The 23,949-nt window shown below is 58.5% G+C and carries 17 protein-coding genes; 15 read left to right on the top strand and 2 right to left on the bottom strand.

The annotated features are described in order from the left end of the window. Positions 1–215: 215 nt before the first annotated feature. From KOL70_RS20085 to KOL70_RS20060, 6 genes are all read left to right on the top strand, one after another. Positions 216–1,562 (top strand): MFS transporter, encoded by a 1,347-nt coding sequence (locus tag KOL70_RS20085; RefSeq protein ID WP_058771607.1) that lies wholly within the window; start codon positions 216–218, stop codon positions 1,560–1,562. 10 nt (positions 1,563–1,572) lie between these two features. After that, a complete protein-coding gene (locus KOL70_RS20080; RefSeq protein ID WP_215481465.1) occupies positions 1,573–2,919 on the top strand; it encodes an enolase C-terminal domain-like protein in 1,347 nt (448 codons plus the stop codon). Positions 2,920–2,929: 10 nt separating this feature from the next. After that, positions 2,930–4,261, top strand: a complete 1,332-nt coding sequence (gene gudD, locus KOL70_RS20075; RefSeq protein WP_215481464.1) for a glucarate dehydratase — start codon at positions 2,930–2,932, stop codon at positions 4,259–4,261. Between the two features lie 52 nt (positions 4,262–4,313). Beyond that, on the top strand, positions 4,314–5,081 hold the full coding sequence (gene garL / locus KOL70_RS20070) for a 2-dehydro-3-deoxyglucarate aldolase (RefSeq protein WP_021507370.1): 768 nt from the start codon (positions 4,314–4,316) through the stop codon (positions 5,079–5,081). Positions 5,082–5,100: 19 nt separating this feature from the next. Next, positions 5,101–5,985 carry a 2-hydroxy-3-oxopropionate reductase gene (gene garR, locus KOL70_RS20065; RefSeq protein ID WP_058771604.1) on the top strand — a complete coding sequence of 295 codons (885 nt, stop codon included), beginning with the start codon at positions 5,101–5,103 and terminating at the stop codon, positions 5,983–5,985. 85 nt (positions 5,986–6,070) lie between these two features. Beyond that, positions 6,071–7,210, top strand: coding sequence for a glycerate kinase (locus tag KOL70_RS20060; RefSeq protein WP_059010900.1), 1,140 nt, complete (start codon positions 6,071–6,073; stop codon positions 7,208–7,210). A 186-nt stretch (positions 7,211–7,396) separates the two neighbouring features. Here KOL70_RS20060 and barA read toward each other — a convergent pair whose 3' ends face one another. Further along, on the bottom strand, positions 7,397–10,126 hold the full coding sequence (gene barA / locus KOL70_RS20055; RefSeq protein ID WP_215481463.1) for a two-component sensor histidine kinase BarA: 2,730 nt from the start codon (positions 10,124–10,126) through the stop codon (positions 7,397–7,399). 90 nt (positions 10,127–10,216) lie between these two features. Between barA and rlmD the strand changes: the two genes are divergently transcribed. From rlmD to queE, 6 genes are all read left to right on the top strand, one after another. Continuing rightward, a complete protein-coding gene (gene rlmD / locus KOL70_RS20050) occupies positions 10,217–11,533 on the top strand; it encodes a 23S rRNA (uracil(1939)-C(5))-methyltransferase RlmD (RefSeq protein WP_215481462.1) in 1,317 nt (438 codons plus the stop codon). A 32-nt stretch (positions 11,534–11,565) separates the two neighbouring features. Continuing rightward, complete coding sequence (gene relA / locus KOL70_RS20045; RefSeq protein ID WP_021507365.1) at positions 11,566–13,800, top strand: GTP diphosphokinase; 2,235 nt, start codon at positions 11,566–11,568, stop codon at positions 13,798–13,800. A gap of 109 nt (positions 13,801–13,909) precedes the next feature. After that, positions 13,910–14,692: a nucleoside triphosphate pyrophosphohydrolase gene (gene mazG, locus KOL70_RS20040; RefSeq protein ID WP_215481461.1), complete on the top strand. Its 783-nt coding sequence runs from the start codon at positions 13,910–13,912 to the stop codon at positions 14,690–14,692. Positions 14,693–14,951: 259 nt separating this feature from the next. Then, the gene (pyrG, locus tag KOL70_RS20035) at positions 14,952–16,589 is read left to right on the top strand and encodes a glutamine hydrolyzing CTP synthase (RefSeq protein WP_021507363.1); all 1,638 of its coding nucleotides are present in this window, start codon (positions 14,952–14,954) and stop codon (positions 16,587–16,589) included. 77 nt (positions 16,590–16,666) lie between these two features. Beyond that, the gene (gene eno / locus KOL70_RS20030; RefSeq protein ID WP_021507362.1) at positions 16,667–17,965 is read left to right on the top strand and encodes a phosphopyruvate hydratase; all 1,299 of its coding nucleotides are present in this window, start codon (positions 16,667–16,669) and stop codon (positions 17,963–17,965) included. Positions 17,966–18,114: 149 nt separating this feature from the next. Then, entirely contained in the window at positions 18,115–18,786 is a 672-nt protein-coding gene (gene queE, locus KOL70_RS20025; RefSeq protein ID WP_021507361.1) for a 7-carboxy-7-deazaguanine synthase QueE, read from the top strand. Positions 18,787–18,991: 205 nt separating this feature from the next. On the opposite strand, the gene queD is transcribed toward queE, so the two are convergent. After that, the gene (gene queD / locus KOL70_RS20020) at positions 18,992–19,354 is read right to left on the bottom strand and encodes a 6-carboxytetrahydropterin synthase QueD (protein ID WP_176428100.1); all 363 of its coding nucleotides are present in this window, start codon (positions 19,352–19,354) and stop codon (positions 18,992–18,994) included. A gap of 293 nt (positions 19,355–19,647) precedes the next feature. Here queD and cysJ point away from each other — a divergent pair, with 293 nt between their 5' ends. The 3 genes from cysJ to KOL70_RS20005 are packed head-to-tail and all read left to right on the top strand — an operon-like array spanning position 19,648 to position 23,905. After that, entirely contained in the window at positions 19,648–21,450 is a 1,803-nt protein-coding gene (gene cysJ / locus KOL70_RS20015; RefSeq protein WP_215481460.1) for an NADPH-dependent assimilatory sulfite reductase flavoprotein subunit, read from the top strand. Beyond that, the gene (gene cysI, locus KOL70_RS20010) at positions 21,450–23,174 is read left to right on the top strand and encodes an assimilatory sulfite reductase (NADPH) hemoprotein subunit (RefSeq protein WP_215481459.1); all 1,725 of its coding nucleotides are present in this window, start codon (positions 21,450–21,452) and stop codon (positions 23,172–23,174) included. Before cysJ ends, cysI begins: the two co-directional genes overlap by 1 nt. Next, a complete protein-coding gene (locus KOL70_RS20005) occupies positions 23,171–23,905 on the top strand; it encodes a phosphoadenylyl-sulfate reductase (protein ID WP_215481458.1) in 735 nt (244 codons plus the stop codon). Before cysI ends, KOL70_RS20005 begins: the two co-directional genes overlap by 4 nt. The last annotated feature ends 44 nt before the right edge of the window (positions 23,906–23,949 follow it).

The following is a 23,949-nucleotide window of genomic DNA, read 5'->3' as shown; positions in this document are numbered from 1 at the left end:
GATTGGGGATTATCCTCGGGCGTTCCTCCAGTGTTTCGCGGCGATGCTGTTCCTATACTGATTGCCGTTCTTCAACGTTTGGTTATTCGTCACGACGCATCATCGTTTTGCCATAACAACAATCGCCGTGTTTAACCCAACATCATTCTGATACCCAACGCGATGTGTATGCAGTCAGAGTGAATGTAGCGTTCGCTATATTTCAGGAGTGCATCATGAATAGTTACAGCCAGACAGCGGCAGCGGTGCAGAAGCGCACCAACGCCCGTTACTGGATTGTGGTGATGTTATTTATCGTCACCTCGTTCAACTACGGTGACCGGGCCACCATTTCGATTGCCGGTTCGGCGATGTCGAAGGAGATCGGTCTCGATTCCGTCGGCCTCGGCTACATCTTCTCCGCCTTCTCGTGGGCGTACGTTATCGGTCAGATTCCTGGCGGCTGGCTGCTGGACCGCTTCGGCTCCAAACGCGTCTATTTCTGGAGCATCTTCCTGTGGTCGCTGTTTACCCTGTTGCAGGGCTTCGTCGACATCTTTAGCGGCTTCGGCATTGTGGTGTCACTGTTCCTGCTGCGCTTCATGGTGGGGCTGGCGGAAGCGCCGTCTTTCCCGGGTAACAGCCGTATTGTTGCTGCCTGGTTCCCGGCGCAGGAGCGCGGTACCGCCGTCGCCATCTTTAACTCCGCCCAGTACTTCGCCACGGTGATTTTCGCACCGATCATGGGCTGGCTGGTGGCCGAGGTGGGCTGGGCGCACGTGTTCTGGTTCATGGGCGGGCTGGGCATCATTCTCAGCTTTATCTGGCTGAAAGTAATTCATGACCCGAACGATCACCCTGGCGTGAACAAAGCCGAGCTGGAGTACATGGAGCAGGGCGGTGCGCTGATTAACATGGATGCGAAGAAAGCCGAGCGTAAAGTGAGCTGGGATGAGAAGTGGTTTCAAATCAAGCAACTGCTCTCCACCCGCATGATGTGGGGGATCTATCTCGGTCAGTACTGCGTTAACGCCCTGACCTACTTCTTTATTACCTGGTTCCCGGTGTATCTGGTGCAGGCGCGCGGCATGTCGATTCTTAAAGCCGGCATGATCGCCTCGATTCCCGCCATCTGCGGCTTCCTCGGCGGCGTGCTGGGCGGCGTGATTTCAGATTATCTGATGCGTAAAACCGGCTCGCTGAACATCGCGCGTAAAACCCCGATTGTCATCGGTATGCTGCTCTCCATCAGCATGGTGATGTGTAACTACACCGAAACCGAATGGGTAGTGGTGCTGTTTATGGCGCTGGCGTTCTTTGGTAAAGGCATTGGCGCGCTGGGCTGGGCGGTGATGGCCGATACCGCACCCAAAGAGATCAGCGGCCTGAGCGGCGGTCTGTTCAATATGTTCGGTAACTTCTCTGGCATCGTCACGCCGATTGCCATTGGTTACATCATCGCCACCAGCGGTTCGTTTGAAGGGGCGCTGATTTATGTCGGCATCCATGCGTTTGTGGCGGCGTTCAGCTTCCTGGTGATAACCGGCGATATCAAACGTGTCGAACTCAAACCCCGGTCATAAGGAACCGAATATGAATACGCAAAGTTCCCCGGTGATTACCGACATGCAGGTGGTTCCGGTGGCGGGTTACGACAGCATGCTGCTCAACATCGGCGGCGCGCACAGCGCCTGCTTCACCCGCAATATCGTGGTGCTGACCGACAGCGCCGGCCACACCGGCGTCGGCGAAGCGCCGGGCGGTGAAACCATCTATGAGACGCTGGTCGCGGCAATACCGCAGGTGAAAGGGCAGCAGGTGGCGCGCATGAACCGGCTGGTGCAGCAGGTGCACAAAGGTAACCAGTCGGCGGATTTCGATACCTTCGGCAACGGCGCCTGGACGTTTGAGCTGCGGGTCAATGCGGTGGCGGCGCTGGAAGCGGAGCTGCTCGACCTGCTCGGCCAGTGCCTCGGCGTGCCAGTGGCCGAACTGCTGGGGCCGGGTCAGCAGCGCGATGAGGTCACGGTGCTGGGCTACCTGTTTTACATTGGCGATCGGCGTAAAACTGATTTGCCGTATCAGAGCGGCGACGCGGCCGGTCACGACTGGTATCACCTGCGCCATCAGGAGGCGCTGACGCCAGACGCGGTGGTGCGCTTAGCCGAAGCGGCGCAGGACAGGTACGGCTTCAAAGATTTCAAACTCAAAGGCGGCGTGCTGCCGGGCGAGCAGGAGATTGCCTCGGCGGTGGCACTGAAGCAGCGTTTCCCGGACGCGCGCATCACCGTCGATCCCAACGGCGCCTGGCATCTGGATGAAGCCATCGCGCTGTGCAAAGGCCTGCACGAGGTGCTGAGCTATGCCGAAGATCCGTGCGGTGCCGAGCAGGGGTATTCCGGGCGCGAAGTCATGGCCGAGTTTCGCCGCGCCACCGGTCTGCCGGTCGCCACCAATATGATCGCCACCAACTGGCGTGAGATGAACCACGCGGTGATGCTCAACGCGGTCGATATTCCGCTGGCCGACCCGCACTTCTGGACGCTGAGCGGCGCGGTACGCGTGGCGCAGCTGTGTGATGAGTGGGGGCTGACCTGGGGCTGCCACTCCAATAATCACTTCGACATTTCGCTGGCGATGTTTACCCACGTCGGCGCGGCGGCACCGGGTAAACCGACCGCCATCGATACCCACTGGATTTGGCAGGAGGGCGACCAGCGCCTGACCAAAGAGCCGCTGCAGATCCGCAACGGCAAAATTGCCGTGCCGGACAAGCCCGGCCTCGGTGTTGAACTGGACTGGGATCGCCTGCGCGAGGCTAACGCCCTGTATCAATCGCTGCCTGCAGGCGCACGTAATGACGCCACGGCAATGCAATATCTGGTTCCCGGATGGTCGTTCGACCGCAAGCGTCCGGCTTTTGGACGCCGCCATGCATAAGGAGCAGGAAATGAGTCACACCCCGAAAATTACAGCAATGCAGGTCATTCCGGTGGCCGGTTACGACAGCATGCTGCTGAATCTGAGCGGTGCCCACGCGCCGTTTTTTACCCGCAATATCGTGATTGTGAAAGATAACGCCGGCCACACGGGCGTGGGCGAGATCCCCGGCGGTGAGAAAATTCGTCAGACGCTGGAAGACGCGGCAGCGCTGGTAACCGGAAAAACCGTCGGCGAGTACAAAAATATCCTCACCCTGGTGCGCACTACCTTTGCCGATCGCGATGCCAGCGGGCGCGGCAATCAGACCTTTGACCTGCGCACCACCATTCACGTGGTGACCGGCATCGAAGCGGCGCTGCTGGATCTGCTCGGCCAGCATCTGGGCGTCAACGTGGCGTCACTGCTGGGCGAAGGACAGCAGCGTGACCGCGTCGAGATGCTCGGCTACCTGTTTTACGTCGGCGATCGCCGCAAAACGTCACTGCCGTATCAGAGCCAGACCGATGATCCGTGCGACTGGTATCGCCTGCGGCATGAGGAAGCGCTGACGCCGGACGCGGTGGTGCGCCTGGCAGAAGCCGTCTACGAAAAATATGGCTTTAACGATTTCAAACTGAAAGGTGGCGTACTGCGCGGCGGTGAAGAGGCCGAAGCGGTAACCGCACTGGCGAAGCGTTTCCCGCAGGCGCGCGTGACGCTCGATCCCAACGGGGCCTGGTCGCTGAATGAGGCCATCCTGCTCGGTAAACAGCTGAAAGGCGTGCTGGCTTATGCAGAAGATCCGTGCGGCGCTGAACAGGGTTACTCCGGACGTGAAGTGATGGCCGAGTTCCGGCGCGCCACCGGTCTGCCTACCGCCACCAATATGATCGCCACCGACTGGCGCCAGATGGGCCACACGCTGTCGCTGCAGTCGGTCGATATTCCGCTGGCCGATCCGCACTTCTGGACCATGCAGGGCTCGGTGCGCGTGGCGCAGATGTGTCATGACTTCGGCCTGACCTGGGGTTCGCACTCCAACAACCATTTCGATGTTTCGCTGGCGATGTTCACCCATGTGGCCGCCGCCGCACCGGGCGCCATTACCGCCATCGACACCCACTGGATCTGGCAGGAGGGCAACCAGCGCCTGACCAAAGAGCCGTTGCAGATCAAGGGTGGCATGGTGCAGGTGCCGCAGAAGCCGGGCCTTGGCGTCGAACTGGACATGGATCAGGTGATGCAGGCCCATGCGCTGTATCAGCAGCATGGACTGGGTGCGCGCGACGATGCGCAGGCGATGCAGTTCCTCGTGCCGAACTGGACATTTGATAACAAGCGTCCGTGCCTGGTGCGCTGATTTTATTCCGCGCGCCCGCGGGCGGCGGTGCTAAATAACAGGAGTAGAGATCATGAGCAATGCCTGGCCCAACCCTTTTCGTCGTCGTTTGCTGGCAGGGGAAACCCTGATTGGCAGCTGGTGCGCCCTTGCCAATCCTCTCACCACGGAAGTGCTGGGGCTGGCGGGCTTTGACTGGCTGGTGCTGGACGGCGAACACGCGCCGAACGACATCACCACCTTTATTCCGCAGCTGATGGCGCTGAAAGGCAGCCCGAGCGCGCCGGTGGTGCGACCGCCGTGCAATGAGCCGATCATCATCAAGCGTCTGCTGGATATTGGCTTCTATAACTTCCTGATTCCTTTCGTGGAAACCGCAGAAGAGGCGGCGCGCGCGGTGGCATCGACCCGCTATCCGCCAGCCGGTATTCGCGGCGTGTCGGTTTCGCATCGCAGCAACATGTACGGCACGCTGGCGGACTACAACGCCACCATCAATGACAACATCACCGTGCTGGTGCAAATCGAAACTCAGCAGGCGGTGGACAACATTGACGCCATCGCGGCGGTGGACGGCGTAGACGGCATCTTTGTCGGCCCGGGCGATTTGTCAGCGGCGCTGGGCTATCTCGGCCAGCCGGCGCATCCGGAAGTGCTGAAAGTGATCCGTTACATCCTTGAGCGCGCCAAAGCCGCCGGTAAGCCGAGCGGGATTCTGGCGCCGGTGGAGGCTGACGCACGCCGTTATCTCGAATGGGGTGCCAGCTTTGTTGCCGTCGGCAGCGACTTGGGTGTTTTCCGCCACGCCACGCAGGCGCTGTGCGACAAATTTAAGCAGTAACTGACGAAGGGGAAAGGCAATGAAAATTGGATTTATCGGCCTCGGCATTATGGGCAAACCGATGAGTAAAAACCTGGTGAAAGCCGGTTACACCCTGGTGGTGCGCGACCACAACGCCAGCAACGAAGCCGAACTGGTGGAGCTGGGTGCCACCGTGGCGAAAACGCCGAAAGAGCTGGCCGCGCAGGTTGACGTGGTGATCACCATGGTGCCGAACTCACCGCAGGTGAAAGAGGTGTGTCTGGGCGAGAACGGCATCATCGAAGGGGCGAAGCCGGGGCTGGTGGTGATTGACATGAGCTCCATCGCGCCGCTGGCCAGCCGCGAAGTGCATGATGCGCTGGCAGAAAAAGGCATCAGAATGCTGGATGCGCCGGTGAGCGGCGGTGAGCCAAAAGCGATTGAAGGCACGCTGTCGGTGATGGTCGGCGGCGATAAAGCGCTGTTTGATCAGTGCTACGATGTTCTTAAGGCGATGGCCGGTTCGGTGGTGCACACCGGCGATATCGGCGCGGGCAACGTCACTAAACTGGCCAACCAGGTGATTGTGGCGCTCAACATTGCCGCGATGTCAGAAGCGCTGTCGCTGGCCACCAAAGCCGGCGTCAATCCGGAACTGGTTTACCAGGCGATTCGCGGCGGTCTGGCGGGCAGCACCGTGCTGGATGCCAAAGCGCCCATGGTGCTGGATCGCAACTTTAAGCCTGGCTTCCGTATCGATTTGCATATCAAGGATTTAGCCAATGCGCTTGATACCTCACACGGCATTGGCGCACATCTGCCGCTGACCGCAGCGGTGATGGAGATGATGCAGGCGCTAAAAGTCGACGGGCAGGGTACGTCCGATCATAGCGCGCTGGCTTGCTATTATGAAAAATTAGCCAAAGTTGAGATCACCCGGTAGTGCCCGCGTCCGGTGTCTGCGGATGCCGGACGCTGTACTGCCTTAGCCTGACGGATTTCCGTCATCTACCGCGCTCGGATTGCCTATGAAAATTGTCATCGCACCGGATTCATACAAAGAGAGTTTGTCCGCCCTGGAAGTGGCTACCGCGATAGAAGCGGGATTTCGCGAAATTTTCCCCGCCGCTGACTATGTCAAAATACCGGTCGCCGACGGCGGAGAAGGCACGGTTGAAGCAATGGTGGCGGCAACCCAGGGCAACATCGTCAGACTGACGGTGACCGGGCCGCTCGGCGAGCCGGTCGACGCGTTTTACGGATTATCCGGTGATGCGCGTACCGCTTTTATTGAGATGGCGGCGGCCAGCGGGCTGGAGCTGGTGCCTGCGGCACAGCGCGATCCGCTGATCACCACTTCCTACGGTACCGGTGAACTGATCAAAAACGCGCTGGATCGCGGCGTCGATCACATCATCATCGGCATCGGCGGCAGCGCCACCAACGACGGCGGTGCCGGCATGGTGCAGGCGCTCGGTGCCCGGCTGCTGGACAGCCACGGCAGCGGGATTGGCTACGGCGGCGGGGCACTGCCGCAGCTGGCGAAGATTGAGATCGCCGATCTGGATCCGCGCCTGCTGCAGTGCCGCATTGAAGTGGCGTGCGACGTGACCAATCCGCTGATTGGCGAAGAGGGTGCGTCAGCGATTTTTGGCCCGCAGAAAGGGGCCACGCCGCAGCTGGTGCAGCAGCTGGATGCCGCGCTCGGCCATTACGCCGCGATTATTCAGCGCGATCTGGATATTGATGTGCTGCACATCGCCGGTGGTGGCGCAGCCGGCGGCATGGGCGCGGCGCTGCATGCGTTTTGCCACGCGGAACTGCGGCGCGGCATTGAGATTGTCACCGAAGCGCTGGGACTGGCGCAGCAGGTGCAGGATGCCGATCTGGTGATTACCGGTGAAGGGCGCATCGACAGTCAGTCAGTCAACGGCAAAGTGCCGGTTGGCGTGGCGCAGGTGGCGAAGCAGTTCAATAAGCCGGTCATCGGTATTGCCGGCAGCCTGACGGCGGATGTCGGTGTGGTGCATCAGCACGGGATCGACGCGGTGTACAGCGTGCTGTCGGGTATCTGTTCGCTGGAAGAGGCGCTGGCCAATGCCGCGCAGAATGTCCGCCTGACGGCAAGGAATGTTGCTGCCACGATTAAGGTGGGGCAGGGGTTATAAGGGGGAGGCGGTGCGGTTTTCCCCTCACCCCAGCCCTCTCCCGCAGGCGGGAGAGGGGCTGATGGTGCACGGATTTGGATTTCGCGCTGTTCCTCTTCATCGCACCGCACGGTTCCCTCTCCCGCCGGGAGAGGGTTAGGGTGAGGGCCCAGCGCACAACCCAGAACGCACATCCCACAACCCTCACTACACCACGCCCAGCACCTGACGCGCTTCGCGCGCCACATTCGCCATCTCGTCGCTCAGCTCCAGCAGCTCTGGTTCCAGCGCTGCGATATCGCTCTCCTGATGCAGACTCTTCTCCAGCTGCTGACACAGCTGTTTCAGCCGCGGCACGCCGCTGTAGCTGGCGCTGCCGTGCAGCTTATGAATAATCTCGCGCAGCCCATCGACGTCATTCTGCGCCATACACTGCGCCACGCGCTGCTCCACTTCCGGCAGAAAATCCAGCAGCATCTGCAGCAGATCGCGCGCCAGCTCGGTTTTATTCGCCGCCTGACGCAGCGCCAGCGCCCAGTCGAGTGAGGGCGCGATCGCCGGTTGTCGCACCGCGCTCGCCACGCTGCCCGGCGCATAGCGCTGCAGCAGCTGCTTCAGCTTGTCCTCATCAATCGGTTTGGCGAGATAGTCATTCATGCCAGCGGCGATCAGCTGCTCGCGTTCGCCATCCAGCGCATGCGCCGTGACCGCGACAATCGGCGTGCTGGCGTGCTGTGGCAGGCTGCGGATGATCTCGCTGGCGCGGATGCCGTCGATGTCCGGCATCTGAATATCCATCAGAATCACGTCCAGCCGCTGCTGCCGCGCCTGATGAATCGCCTGACTGGCGTTGTCGCACAGAATGATGTTCTGGACCTGCTCCTCCAGCAATGCGCCGATCAGCTTCAGGTTGGCCGGATTATCATCCACTGCCATCACCGTCAGCGGCTGTCTTACGCCGCGCGGGGCGGCGTCGCTGTGACGCATGTTGAGATCGAGCAGCATCGGCAGCAATCGCGTCAGCGACACCGGTTTGGCAATGCAGCCGGCGATACCGCGCGCGCGCAAATCATCGGCGAACAGCATCATTTCACTTGGCAGCGCCAGCAGCACGGAGTCGGCGTGTGCGCGCAGGCGGGCAATCAGCGCATCGGACAGCGTAGCCGGATGCGGATCGCTGACCGGCAGCCCCATCAGCAGCAGCGGGAAGTGGGCGTCGGGCAGATCGTCAAGGCTGGCAAAGTGCTGCACCTGCAAAGGCGTAATGCTCAGCATCTCCTGAACCGCTTTCGCCACCGCCGGGTGGGGTTCGATATAAGCCAGCGGCGTGGCGTGCAGATCGTCCAGCATGCGTGGAATCGCCGGTGCATTAGGGTTGAGATCCAGATGTACCTGTACCCAGAAGGTGGAGCCCTGATTCTGCCGGCTGTGGAAGGCGATCTCACCGCCCATTTCGTGCACCAGTTTCTGCGTAATCACCAGGCCAAGACCGGTACCGCCGTGACGGCGCGAAATACTGGCATCCGCCTGACGAAATGCCTGGAACAGCTGCGACTGCTGCTGCTCAGAGATACCGATGCCGGTATCGTGCACCTGAATCTCCAGTTCCGCCCGCGTGATGCTGAGATGACGCAGCTCGACGCGCAGATCAATGTGGCCGCGCTCGGTGAATTTGATGGCGTTGCCAATCAGGTTGATCAGAATTTGCTGCAGACGCAGCGGATCGCCAATCACATTATCCGGCACCTGTTTCTCCAGGCACACGGTGATCTCGAGGCCTTTCTCATGCGCGGACGGCGCCAGCAGCACCAGCGTTTCATCCAGCGTGGCGCGCAGCGGGAACGGGATCGACTCCAGCACCAGCTTACCAGCTTCCAGTTTGGAGAAATCGAGCACGTCGTTAATGATGCTCAGCAGGTTATTGGCCGAGCGCTCAATGGTGCTCATGTAATCACGCTGGTTGGTGCTCAGCCCGGTTTTCAGCATCTGGCGGGTAAAGCCAATCACGCCATTGAGCGGCGTGCGCAGCTCGTGCGACATATTGGCGAGAAACTCCGACTTGATGCGTGCCGCTTCCTGGGCGCGCTTTTTCGCCAGGTCCAGTTCGACGTTCTGAATCTCCAGCTGCTCCAGCGTTTCGCGCAGATCGTAGGTTGCCTGATCGATGTTCTGCTGCATCTCTTCATGGTAGGCAGTGAGCGACATCGCCATGGCGTTGATGCCGTTTTTCAGGATGCTCAGCTCGCCCAGCATGTAGCCATCCACGCGGCTGTCGAGCTGGCCACGCCGGATGCGGTCCACGGTGGTAACCATATTGCGAATCGGGCCAGTGACGTCGCGCATCAGTCGATAGGCAAACAGCATGGCGATACACAGGCAGAACAGCAGCAGCAGAGTGGCGACAAACACCTCTTTGTACTGTTCCAGCCGCACCGACTGCAGATCCAGCTCAATCGCCACATAACCCAGCGGATTGCCTGCCGGCTTGGCGTCTTCACCCGGCAGTTCGTCCACCGAATAGCGTTCAGAGATAATCGGCGTGCGCAGCACCATCAGGTTGCCGTGTCGCTCCACCGACACGCCATCCGCCAGCGTGGAAATATCGGCTTTTTGCAGCAGCGCGAGGTTCTGGTTGTTATTGGAGCTGACGTAGATGTGATTGTTGTTGTCGAAAACCGTAATGGCACGGACAATATCGGAATGACGGCGATGCAGCAGGCTGACCAGCTCGCGAATCGCATCACGATTATGCCACGTCATGCCGTACTCGCTCGACACCGCCAGCGGTTCGATAATGTTAGCGCCGGCATCGCGCACCTGGTGCTGCAGTTCGTTGTAGCGGTGCACCACGAAGAAGGTACTGAGCAGCAGGCCAATCATCAGCGTCGGCGCCAGTATCAGAATCATCATTCGCGCCCGCAGGCTGTATTTGGTCATAATTGTGGCCTGGCGACTCCTGGCATTTTATCCCTGTGCAAAAACCGCGTACGGCTGCACACCTAATGAAAACTGAGAATTCACAACACTATGGCGCAATTTTACTTCGCAAAACAGCGCGTGACGACGAAGCAACGTCTCAGCGTCACCATTGACGAGCTCGATCCCTTTGGTCAGGGCGTGGCGCGCCATAACGGTAAAACGCTGTTTGTCAGCGGCGCGCTGCCCGGCGAACAGGCCGAGGTGATCCTGACCGAAGATAAGCGTCAGTTTGCGCGCGGCAAAGCCAAAAAGATTACACAACCGAGCCCGCAGCGCCAGCAACCGCGCTGCATCCATTTCGGCGTGTGCGGCGGCTGCCAGCAGCAGCACGTGTCCGTGGCGCTGCAGCAGGAGAGCAAAGCGCGGGCGCTGGGCCGCATGCTGAGTCAGGAAGCGGCGCTGCCGGTGCAGGTGGATGAGATCATCAGCGCTGCGCCCTGGGGCTATCGCCGGCGCGCGCGTCTCGGTTTGCAGTGGCTGCCGAAGCAGCAGCGCCTGCAGATGGGCTTCCGTCAGGCGGGCAGTAACGATCTGATTGATGTGACGCAATGCCCCGTTTTGGTGCCCGAGCTTGAGGCGCTGCTGCAGCCGCTGCACCACTGTCTCAGCAGTTTGCACGCAGTGAAACGGCTGGGGCATGTGGAACTGGTGCTGGCGGATAACGGTCCGCTAATGGTGCTGCGCCATCTTGATGCGCTCTCCGCTGCGGACCGGACAAAACTGGAACGTTTTTCGCATGAGCACCGGCTGATGATCTGGCTGGCGGACGGCAGTGACGCGCTGCAGGCGCTCGGTGCCGAGCAGCCTTACTACCGCTCGTTTGATTTGCAGCTAACCTTTAGCCCGCAGGATTTCATACAGGTCAACGATGGCGTGAATCAGCAGATGGTGGCACAGGCGATTGCCTGGCTGGATCTGCAGCCGGACGATCGGGTGCTCGATCTGTTCTGTGGCATGGGCAACTTCACATTGCCGCTAGGAAAGTTCGTACAAAATGCGGTGGGTGTGGAGGGCGTTGCAGCATTAGTGCGCCAGGCAGAGTATAATGCTCAGCTTAACAATCTCAGAAATGTCTGCTTCTTCCAGCACAATTTAGAGGAAGATGTCTCGCGCCAGCCCTGGGCGGCGCAGGGATTTAATAAGGTGTTACTGGATCCGGCGCGTGCCGGGGCCGCGGGCGTGATGTCGCATATCGTTAAACTTGCGCCGCAACGCGTGGTCTATGTTTCCTGTAACCCGACAACACTTGCCCGCGACAGTCAGACATTACTGTCGGCGGGCTACCATCTGGAAAGGGTCGCGATGCTGGATATGTTCCCTCATACCAGCCATCTCGAATCCATGGTGCTGTTTAGCAAAACATAAGCGATGTTTAAGTCGCTGTGGCAGGAGAGGATATGGTTGCGGTTAGAAGTGCGCATTTAAATACGGCCGGGGAATTTGCCCTTGACCAGTGGATCGCCAGCTTGAGTATCAGTAATCCGCAATCCTGCGAACGACTGGCGGAAACATGGCGCTACTGTGAAGCCGAAACGCACGACCATCCAGATCAGGCTCTGCTGCTGTGGCGCGGTATTGAGATGGTGGAAATTCTCACCATGCTCAGTATGGACATCGACAGTCTGCGTGCCGCGCTGCTGTTCCCGCTGGCCAATGCGGGCGTGGTGAGCGAAGAGGATCTGGAGAAGGCCTTTGGCAAAAGTATCGTCTCGCTGGTGCACGGCGTGCGCGATATGGATGCCATCCGCCAGCTGAAAGCCATTCACAACGACTCGATGGCCTCGGAGCAGGTGGATAACGTGCGCCGCATGCTGCTGGCGATGGTGGAAGATTTCCGCTGCGTGGTTATCAAGCTGGCAGAACGTATTGCCCACCTGCGCGAGATGAAAGATGCGCCGGAAGATGAGCGCGTGCTGGCGGCGAAAGAGAGCACCAACATTTATGCGCCGCTGGCCAACCGTCTCGGTATCGGCCAGCTCAAATGGGAGCTGGAAGATTACTGCTTCCGCTACCTGCATCCTGACGAATACAAACGCATCGCCAAACTGCTGCACGAACGCCGCATCGATCGTGAACAATACATTGATAACTTCGTCGATAACCTGCGTAAAGAGATGCAAAAAGAGGGCGTGCGCGCAGAAGTTTACGGCCGCCCCAAGCATATCTACAGCATCTGGCGCAAAATGCAGAAGAAGTCGCTGGCTTTTGATGAGCTGTTCGACGTGCGCGCAGTGCGCATCGTCGCTGAACGCCTGCAGGACTGCTACGGCGCGCTCGGCACCGTCCACACGCTGTATCGTCATCTGCCTAGCGAGTTCGACGATTACGTCGCCAATCCCAAGCCAAACGGCTATCAGTCGATTCATACCGTGGTGCTGGGACCGCAGGGCAAAACGGTCGAGATTCAGATCCGTACCCGCCAGATGCACGAGGACGCTGAACTGGGCGTCGCGGCACACTGGAAGTACAAAGAAGGGCCGACGGCCAGCAACGCGCGCGGTGCCGCAGGGCACGAAGAGCGCATAGCCTGGCTGCGTAAACTGATTACCTGGCAGGAAGAGATGGCGGATTCCGGCGAGATGCTGGAAGAGGTGCGCAGCCAGGTATTTGATGACCGCGTTTACGTGTTTACGCCAAAGGGCGACGTGGTCGATTTGCCGGCCGGTTCCACGCCGCTCGACTTTGCCTACCACATTCACAGTGATATTGGTCATCGCTGCATCGGTGCCAAAATCGGCGGCCGTATCGTGCCCTTTACCTATCAACTGCAGATGGGCGATCAGATTGAGGTGATCACCCAGAAGCAGCCGAACCCGAGCCGCGACTGGCTGAACCCCAACCTCGGCTATATCACCACCAGCCGCGGGCGCTCGAAGATTCATGCCTGGTTCCGTAAACAGGATCGCGACAAAAATATCGCGGCCGGCCGGCAGATTCTGGATAGCGAGCTCGGTCAGCTGGATATCAGCATGCGCGAAGCCGAGAAGCTGCTGCTGCCGCGTTATAACGTCAGCTCGCAGGATGAGCTGCTGGCGATGATTGGCGGCGGGGATATCCGTCTTAACCAGATGGTTAACTTCCTGCAGGCGAAGCTCAACAAGCCGAGCGCTGAAGAGGAAGATCGCGAGGCGCTGCGTCAGCTGACGCAGAAATCGCATCAGCCGTCGTCGGCGCGCAAAGAGAGTGGCCGCGTGGTGGTGGAGGGCGTCGGCAATCTGCTGCACCACATTGCGCGCTGCTGCCAGCCGATTCCGGGCGATGATATTGTCGGGTTTATTACCCAGGGGCGCGGCATTTCGATTCACCGCGCCGACTGCGATCAGCTCAGCGAACTGATTTCGCATGCGCCGGAACGCATTGTCGATGCGGTGTGGGGCGAAAGTTACTCCAGCGGTTATTCGCTGGTGGTACGCGTGACGGCCAACGATCGCAGCGGGCTGCTGCGCGACATCACCACCATTCTGGCCAATGAAAAGGTCAACGTGCTGGGCGTGTCCAGCCGCAGCGACACCAAAAAGCAGCTCGCCACCATTGATATGGATATCGAGATTTATAACCAGCAGGTGCTGGGTCGCGTGCTGGCGCGCCTTAATCAGGTGCCGGATATTATCGATGCGCGCCGCTTACATTAAGCCCTGCTGAGACCGGTGCGCAGCAATGCGCACCCGGGCAAAACCGCGTAATTACCCTGCAGGGTCGCCATTAATGGCGGCTTTTTATCTTGTTGTTCCGGGGACTTTCATGACTGCTTTAAACCGCCTGCTCACCATCATGCAAACCCTGCGCGATCCGCTGCGCGGCTGCCCGTGGGATCGCCAGCAGACCTTTGCCTCTATCGCGCCGTATACGCTGGAAGAGACCTATGAAGTTATCGACGCCATCCAGCGCGAAGACTTTGACGATCTGCGCGGCGAACTGGGCGATCTGCTGTTTCAGGTGGTGTTCTACGCCCGCATGGCCGAGGAGCAGCAGCGTTTCAACTTCGATGACATCTGCAACGCCATCAGTGACAAACTGGAGCGTCGCCATCCGCACATCTTCGGCGAAGTCCAGGTCGATTCCACGGCTGAAGTGCTGAAAAACTGGGAAGCGATCAAGCAGCGCGAGCGTGCGGAGAAGTCGCAGCACTCGGTGCTGGACGATATCCCTAAAGCGCTGCCGGCGCTGATGCGCGCCTATAAAATCCAGAAGCGCTGTCACAGCGTAGGCTTCGACTGGGACAGCCTCGGGCCGGTGCTGGATAAAGTGCATGAAGAGATCGACGAAGTAATGCATGAAGCGCAGCAGGCGGTGGTGGACAGCGACAAGCTGGAAGAGGAGATTGGCGATCTGCTGTTCGCCACCGTCAATCTGTCACGCCATCTTGGCAGCAAAGCGGAAACCGCGCTGCAAAAGGCCAACGACAAGTTCGAGCGCCGCTTCCGTCAGGTAGAGAATATTATTCAGGCCCAGGGGCTGAGCATGGAACAGGCTACGCTGGCGCAGATGGAAGCCGCCTGGCAGCAGGTCAAAGCCGGCGAATAACCTTATTCAGCCTCTCTGCGCAGCGCAGGTGATTATTCCAGCGCTGCGCATAAAATCACCGCCTGAGCTTACTCGATTCAGCCAGTCGGCAACTTTGTGACGTACGTCAACATTTCACCCGGCACTCTCCGCTATGTTACAGGCTGTAATGCGAGGAGGATGGTGTGATTCATCAATTGTGGCTGCGGACGACTTCGGGTATACTGTTTTCCCGTCCTGGTTATTCCACCGTCTTTAAACCTAAACTCTCAGGTTCAGCATGACAACGAATTATATTTTTGTGACCGGCGGGGTCGTTTCCTCTCTGGGCAAAGGCATTGCCGCAGCCTCCCTCGCAGCCATCCTTGAAGCACGTGGTCTGAATGTGACCATCATGAAACTCGATCCGTATATCAACGTCGATCCGGGTACCATGAGCCCTACGCAGCACGGTGAAGTGTTCGTCACCGATGACGGGGCCGAGACCGATCTGGATTTAGGTCACTACGAGCGCTTCATCCGTACCAAAATGTCGCGCCGCAACAACTTTACTACCGGCCGTATCTACTCAGAAGTGCTGCGCAAAGAGCGTCGCGGCGACTATCTGGGCGCGACCATTCAGGTTATCCCACACATCACCAACGCCATCAAAGAGCGCATCATTGAAGGTGGCGAAGGGCATGACGTCGTGCTGGTGGAAATCGGCGGAACCGTGGGTGATATCGAATCCCTGCCGTTCCTGGAAGCGATTCGCCAGATGGCGGTCGATGTTGGCCGTGAACACACCATGTATATGCACCTGACGCTGGTGCCTTACATGGCGGCGGCGGGTGAAGTGAAAACCAAGCCAACTCAGCACTCGGTTAAAGAGCTGCTGTCGATTGGTATTCAGCCTGACGTGCTGATTTGCCGTTCAGACCGCGCGGTGCCGGCTAACGAGCGCGCGAAGATCGCCCTGTTCTGTAACGTGCCGGAAAAAGCGGTTATCTCGCTGAAAGACGTAGATTCGATCTACAAGATCCCGGGCCTGCTGAAATCGCAGGGTCTGGATGATTACATCTGCAAGCGTTTTAACCTGAGCGCGCCGGAAGCCAATCTGGCCGAGTGGGAGCAGGTGATTTACGAAGAAGCCAATCCGGGCGGCGAAGTGACCATCGGTATGGTCGGCAAATATGTCGAACTGCCGGATGCCTACAAATCCGTGATTGAAGCGCTGAAGCACGGCGGCCTGAAAAATCGCGTCACCGTTAACATCAAGCTGATCGATTCGCAGGATGTGGAAACGCGCGGCGTCGAAATTCTGAAAGATCTTGATGCTATCCTGATTCCTGGTGGCTTCGGTTACCGCGGTGTGGAAGGGAAATTGCTGACCGCGCAATACGCGCGTGAAAACAACATTCCGTACCTCGGCATTTGCCTTGGCATGCAGATTGCGCTGATGGAATTCGCGCGCAACGTGGCCGGGATGGAAGGCGCCAACTCCACTGAATTTGTGCCAGACTGTAAGTACCCGGTGGTTGCGTTAATCACCGAATGGCGCGATGAAAACGGTAACGTTGAACAGCGTACCGAGCAGAGCGATCTGGGCGGCACCATGCGTCTGGGAAGCCAGCAGTGCCAGCTGACGCCGGAAAGCAAAGTGCGCCAGCTGTACGGCTCTGACGTCATTACTGAGCGTCATCGCCACCGTTACGAAGTAAACAATCTGCTGCTGAAGCAGATTGAAGCGGCGGGTCTGCACATTGCAGGCCGTTCCGGCGACGATCAACTGGTGGAGATCATCGAGATCCCGAATCATCCATGGTTTGTAGCCTGCCAGTTCCACCCGGAATTCACGTCGACCCCGCGTGATGGTCATCCGCTGTTCGCTGGCTTTGTGAAAGCCGCGCAGGAGCACCAGAAGCGTTTAGCGAAGTAAGAGTTTAACGAACAGCGCGCGAACTTTTCGCGCGTTGTTTGTCTTAGGATTGACTAACTTGTACTGAGGAAAATCGAATGTCCAAAATCGTTAAAGTCATCGGTCGCGAAATCATCGACTCCCGTGGCAACCCGACTGTAGAAGCAGAAGTGCATCTGGAAGGCGGTTTCGTTGGTCTGGCTGCTGCGCCATCAGGTGCATCAACCGGTTCACGCGAAGCACTGGAGCTGCGTGACGGTGATAAGTCTCGTTTCCTGGGCAAAGGCGTAACCAAAGCGGTTGCTGCGGTTAACGGCCCAATCGCTGACGCGGTAAAAGGCAAAGATGCCAAAGACCAGGCGAACATCGATAAGATCATGATCGAGCTGGACGGTACTGACAACAAATCCAACTTCGGTGCAAACGCCATTCTGGCGGTTTCTCTGGCAGCAGCGAAAGCAGCAGCGGCGTCTAAAGGTCTGCCACTGTACGCACACATTGCAGAACTGAACGGCACCCCGGGCAAATACTCTATGCCACTGCCAATGATGAACATCATCAACGGTGGTGAGCACGCGGATAACAACGTTGATATCCAGGAGTTCATGATTCAGCCGGTTGGCGCGAAAACCGTGAAAGAAGCCATCCGTATGGGTTCTGAAGTGTTCCATCACCTGGCTAAAGTCCTGAAAGCCAAAGGCATGAACACCGCGGTGGGTGACGAAGGTGGCTACGCGCCAAACCTGGGTTCAAACGCCGAAGCGCTGGCCGTTATCGCCGAAGCCGTTAAAGCAGCAGGCTACGAGCTGGGCAAAGACATCACCCTGGCGATGGACTGCGCAGCATCTGAATTCTACAAAGACGGCAAATATGTGCTGGCTGGCGAAGGCAACAAAGCCTTCACTTCTGAAGAGTTCACCCACTTCCTGGAAGACCTGACCAAACAGTACCCAATCGTTTCTATCGAAGACGGTCTGGATGAGTCTGACTGGAATGGCTTCGCTTACCAGACCAAAGTACTGGGCGACAAAATTCAGCTGGTGGGCGACGACCTGTTCGTGACCAACACCAAAATCCTGAAAGAAGGCATCGAGAAAGGCATCGCTAACTCTATCCTGATCAAATTCAACCAGATCGGTTCTCTGACCGAAACCCTGGCTGCGATCAAGATGGCGAAAGACGCTGGCTACACCGCGGTCATCTCTCACCGCTCTGGCGAAACTGAAGACGCGACCATCGCTGACCTGGCGGTCGGTACTGCCGCTGGCCAGATCAAAACCGGTTCTATGAGCCGTTCTGACCGCGTTGCTAAGTACAACCAGCTGATTCGTATCGAAGAAGCGCTGGGTGACAAAGCGCCGTTCAACGGTCTGAAAGAAGTTAAAGGCCAGGCGTAATCGCCTGCGGATGTGGCTAAACGGCCACATCGCCTGACATCAAGCCCCGCCTCGTGCGGGGCTTTTGCTTTTTATGGCACGAAGCAGCTGTGAAGCGACGCACAAAATCTGCCATAATCTGCGCCTCGAATTTCTGACGTGAGTAAAAAATGTTCTACCCGATTAACGAAATGTTCCAGACGCTGCAGGGCGAAGGTTTTTACACCGGCGTGCCGGCCATCTTTATCCGCTTACAAGGATGTCCGGTGGGCTGTAGCTGGTGTGATACCAAACATACCTGGGAAACGCGGGCGGATCGGGAGACGTCGCTGGGGGACATTCTGGTCAAAACCGTGGAGAGCGATGCCTGGGGCAGCGCCGATGCGGCCACGCTGATTGAGAGCATTCAGCGTCAGGGCTGGACCGCCCGCCATGTGGTGATCACCGGCGGTGAGCCGGCAATTTTTGACTTACGTCCACTGACCGAAGCGCTGGAAGCGGCTGGTTTTCAGTGTCAGATTGAAACCAGCGGCACGCATGAAGTGCACTGTTCCGCTGCCACCTGGGTGACGGTGTCGCCGAAGGTGAACATGCGGGGTGGCTACGATGTGCTGCCGCAGGCGCTGCAGCGTGCCGATGAGATCAAACATCCGGTGGCGCGCGAGCGGGACGTGGAAGCGCTGGATGCGCTGCTGGCTGGCCTGCAGGATGAGAAAAAACGCATTGTGGCGCTGCAGCCCATCAGCCGTGGCGAGGCGGCGACCAGACTGTGTATTGAAACCTGCATTGCCCGCAACTGGCGGCTTTCGATGCAGACGCACAAATACCTGAACATCGCCTGATTCACCGAATGCGCACCCGGCAAAATCAACGCAATTGTGGCTGGTGCGCATCAATGCGCACCCTGTAAAACGCATTACACCGTAGGGTCGCCATTGATGGCGACCTGGCCAATGGTAGACGATGCGCATCAATGCACACCCTGTAAAACCGCTCTGCACCGCAGGGTCGCCATTGATGGCGACCTTCTGACCTTTACCGCGGCTGTCAGCCGCGATAGACGCAACCTGCGGTGCAGGTCTCTTTGATCATCACCGCACTCAGCTCAGGCAGAATCGGCTTCATCTCATCCCAGATCCATTTCGCCAGCACTTCGCTGGTCGGGTTCTCCAGACCGGGAATATCGTTGAGATAATGGTGATCGAGGCGATCGTAGATCGGCCTGAACGCCGCCTTCAGTTCGGCAAAATCCATTACCCAACCGGTATGCGCATCCACTTCACCGGTAATTTCCAGTCGCACCAGAAATGAATGGCCGTGCAGACGACCGCATTTATGCCCTTCCGGCACGTGAGGTAAGCGGTGGGCCGCTTCAAACTGGAACTCTTTAAACAGCGTGGTAGACATAATGGCTCTCAGACGTAAAAACCGCTGAAGTCTACCTGAAAAGCAGATTTTTCGCACCCGCCAGCGCTGAAAAGGGCATTTCTGCTGATGTGCCGTTTACGCCGTAAATTAACTGATTGAATTACGACAACTTTATTTACCACTTTTACTGGTTAGGTTGACCCAAAAAACCACTTAGTCATTTTGGTTATTTATTATGTCGAAGCCTTATTTAATCGTTAATATACAGGCCGGTAACCTACCCACTCTTCCGCCGCTTCCCGGTACGGATTTCTGACACTGGAATTTTTAACGCGATGACGACTCAGGCACCCCCAGCGATGCTTCCGCTATCCCCGGAGCAAATTGCGCGCTTACAGGCCGCGACCACCGATTTTAATCCAACGCAGCTGGCATGGCTTTCTGGCTACTTCTGGGGCATGGTTAATCAGGCACCGGGCACCGTTGCCGCGCCTGCGCCAGTCGCCGCTGAGGTGCCGGGCATTACGCTGATCTCCGCCTCCCAAACCGGCAATGCGCGCCGGCTGGCCGAGCAGCTGCGTGACGATTTGCTGGCGGCGAAACTGAGCGTCAACCTGGTGAATGCCGGCGACTATAAATTCAAACAGATCGGTCAGGAAAAACTGCTGGTCATCGTGACCTCAACGCAGGGCGAGGGCGAACCGCCGGAAGAGGCGGTGGCGCTGCATAAATTCCTGCTGTCGAAGAAAGCGCCGAAGCTGAGTGATACCGCCTTTGCCGTGTTCGGTCTTGGCGATACCTCCTATGAATTTTTCAGTCAGGCCGGTAAAGACTTCGACCAGCGTCTGGCCGAACTGGGCGGCGAACGCCTGCTGGATCGCGTGGATGCCGATGTTGAATACAGCGAGCTGGCCAGCGCCTGGCGTCTGCAGCTCACCGATATTCTCAAAGCGCGCGTGCCGGCGGAACCGGCAGCGCAGCTGGCAGCCAGCGCGGCTGGCAGCGTCAACCTGGTGGACAGCAGTCCTTACACCAAAGAAGCGCCGCTCACCGCCAGCTTTGCTCTGAACCAGAAAATTACCGGTCGCAACTCAGATAAAGACGTGCGCCATATTGAAATCGATCTGGGAGGTTCCGGTCTGCGTTACCAGCCAGGCGATGCGCTCGGCGTATGGTATGAAAACGATGCGGAACTGGTGCAGGAGCTGCTGCAGCTGGTATGGCTGAAAGGCGATGAGCAGGTCGAGGTGCGCGGAGAAACCCTGCCGCTGGCCGAGGCGCTGCAGAAACATTTTGAGCTGACGGTCAACACGCCGCAGATCGTCGAGCAGTATGCGGCTCTGTCGCGCAACGAGGCGCTGCTGGCGCTGGCGGGCGACAAGCCGAAGCTGCAAAGCTTCGCGCAGAGTTTCCCGATTGTCGACATGGTGCGCCAGGCACCCACCGAACTGAACGCCGGCCAGCTGACTGGCCTGCTGCGTCCGCTGACGCCGCGGCTTTACTCCATCGCCTCGTCGCAGGCGGAGAGCGAAACCGAAGTGCATATCACCGTCGGCGCGGTGCGTTATGAAATTGACGGCCGTCAGCGCGGCGGCGGCGCTTCTACCTGGCTGGCCGATCGTCTGGAAGAAGATGGCGAAATCCGCGTGTTCATCGAGCATAACGATAATTTCCGCCTGCCGGCCAATCCGGATGCGCCAGTGATCATGATCGGCCCGGGCACCGGCATTGCCCCGTTCCGCGCCTTCATGCAGCAGCGTGAAAACGACGGTGCCAGCGGTAAAAACTGGCTGTTCTTTGGTAATCCGCACTTCACCGAAGATTTCCTCTATCAGGTGGAGTGGCAGAAATATGTCAAAGACGGTCTGCTGACCCATATCGATCTGGCGTGGTCACGCGATCAGGCCGAAAAGATTTACGTACAGGATAAAATCCGCGCCAGAGGAGCGGAAGTGTGGCGCTGGATTGAAGAGGGCGCGCACCTGTACGTCTGCGGCGACGCCAATCGCATGGCGAAAGACGTTGAACAGGCATTACTGGATGTGGTGGTCGAACACGGCGGCATGGATCGTGAAACCGCTGACGAATTTTTAAGTGAGCTGCGCATTGAGCGCCGTTATCAGCGAGACGTTTACTAATGAGCGAAAAACATCCTGGACCGCTGGTGGTTGAAGGCAAACTTTCCGACGCCGAGCGTCTGAAAAAGCAGAGCAACTACCTGCGCGGCACCATTTTAGAAGATCTCGACAATGGCCTGACCGGCGGCTTTACCGGCGATAACTTCCTGCTGATCCGTTTTCACGGCATGTACCAGCAGGATGACCGCGACATCCGTGCCGAGCGCGCCGCGCAAAAGCTGGAACCGCGTCATGCCATGATGCTGCGCTGCCGTCTGCCGGGCGGCATCATCACGCCAACGCAGTGGCTGGCGATTGATAAATTTGCCACCGACAAAACGCTATATGGCAGCATTCGCCTGACTAACCGTCAGACGTTCCAGTTTCACGGCATTCTGAAGAAGAACGTCAAGCCAACTCACCAGATGCTGCATGAAGTCGGACTGGACGCGCTGGCCACCGCCAACGACGTCAACCGTAACGTGCTGTGTACCTCGAACCCGGTGGAGTCAGAGCTACATCAGGAAGCGTACGAGTGGGCGAAAAAGCTTTCCGAGCATCTGCTGCCGCAGACGCGCGCCTACGCCGAGATCTGGTGGGATCAGGAGAAGGTCGCCACCACCGATCAGGAGCCGATCCTCGGTGAGACCTATCTGCCACGTAAGTTTAAAACCACCGTGGTGGTGCCGCCGCATAACGATGTCGATCTGCATGCGAACGATCTGAACTTCATCGCCATTGCGGAGAACGGCAAGCTGATTGGCTTTAACCTGCTGGTCGGCGGCGGCTTGTCGATTGAGCACGGCAACAAAGCCACCTATGCGCGCACCGCCAGCGAGTTTGGCTACCTGCCAGTGGAGAAGATCCTTGATGTGGCTGCAGCGGTGGTCACCACGCAGCGCGACTGGGGTAACCGTACCGATCGTAAAAATGCCAAAACCAAATACACGCTGGAGCGCGTCGGCGTCGAGACCTTTAAAGCCGAAGTCGAGAAGCGTGCCGGCCTGACCTTCGAGCCGATTCGCCCGTACGAATTTACCACCCGTGGCGATCGCATCGGCTGGGTGAAGGGCATCGACAAGAAATGGCACCTGACGCTGTTTATCGAAAACGGTCGCCTGCTGGATTATCCGGGCCGTCCGCTGAAGCGCGGTATCGCGGAGATTGCCAAAGTGCATCAGGGCGATTTCCGCCTGACCGCCAATCAGAACCTGATTGTGGCCGGCGTACCGGAGGCGCAGAAAGCGCAGATCGAAGCCATTGCGCGTGAGCACGGCCTGATGGAAGCGGTCACGCCGCAGCGTGAAAACTCCATGGCCTGCGTGGCCTTCCCGACCTGTCCGCTGGCGATGGCTGAAGCCGAACGCTTCCTGCCGTCTTTCGTCAGCAAAGTGGAGGAGATCATGCACCGCCACGGCGTCGGCGAAGAGCACATAGTGTTACGCGTTACCGGTTGTCCGAACGGTTGCGGCCGTGCCATGCTGGCCGAACTGGGCCTGGTGGGCAAAGCGCCGGGCCGTTACAACCTGCATATTGGTGGTAATCGCATCGGCACGCGCATCCCGCGCATGTACCGCGAAAACATCACGGAAAACGAAATCCTCGCCAGCATCGATGAGCTGGTGGCGCGCTGGGCCAGCGAGTGCACGGCGGATGAAGGGTTTGGTGACTTCGTGATTCGCGCGGGCATTGTGCAGCCGGTGGTCGATCCCGCCCGTGATTTCTGGGACCCGGAGGCAGTATGACACTACCCGATCTCGCCAGCCTGAACAGCGGCAGCAAAGTTGATCGCATCATGGCGCTGGCGGAAAGCAACGTCCAGCTGGAAAAGCTCTCTGCCGAACAGCGCGTCAGCTGGGCGCTGGAGCAGCTGCCGGGCGCCTTTGTGCTGTCGTCGAGTTTTGGTATTCAGGCGGCGGTGCTGTTGCACATGGTCACGCAGCACCGCCCGGATATTCCGGTGATCCTCACCGATACCGGTTATCTGTTCCCTGAGACCTACCGCTTCATTGATGAACTGACGCAGCAGCTGAACCTGAATCTGCAGATCTTCCGCGCTGAAACCTCACCGGCGTGGCAGGAAGCGCGCTACGGCAAGCTGTGGGAGCAGGGCGTTGAAGGGATCGAGCAGTACAACCAGCTTAACAAAGTCGAGCCGATGAACCGCGCGCTGCAAACGCTGGGTGCGCAGACCTGGTTTGCCGGCCTGCGCCGCGATCAGTCCGGCAGCCGTGCCAGCCTGCCGGTACTGGCCGTGCAGCGTGGCGTGTTCAAAATCCTGCCGATCATCGACTGGGATAACCGTCAGGTGCACCAGTATCTGAAGCAGCATGGGCTGAAGTACCATCCGCTGTGGGACGAAGGTTATCTGTCCGTGGGTGATACGCACACCACACGCAAGTGGGAGCCGGGGATGGCCGAGGAAGAGACGCGCTTTTTCGGCCTCAAACGCGAATGCGGGTTACACGAAGGCTGACGGGCGCAATTGCTGCGGGTGTGCATCGGTGCGCACCCGCAAAA

It is taken from the genome of Pantoea sp. B270, assembly GCF_018726825.1.
GTDB lineage: Bacteria > Pseudomonadota > Gammaproteobacteria > Enterobacterales > Enterobacteriaceae > Pantoea > Pantoea dispersa.
Note: the sequence above shows the minus strand (reverse complement) of the source record. Positions and strands in the feature narration are given on the sequence as shown.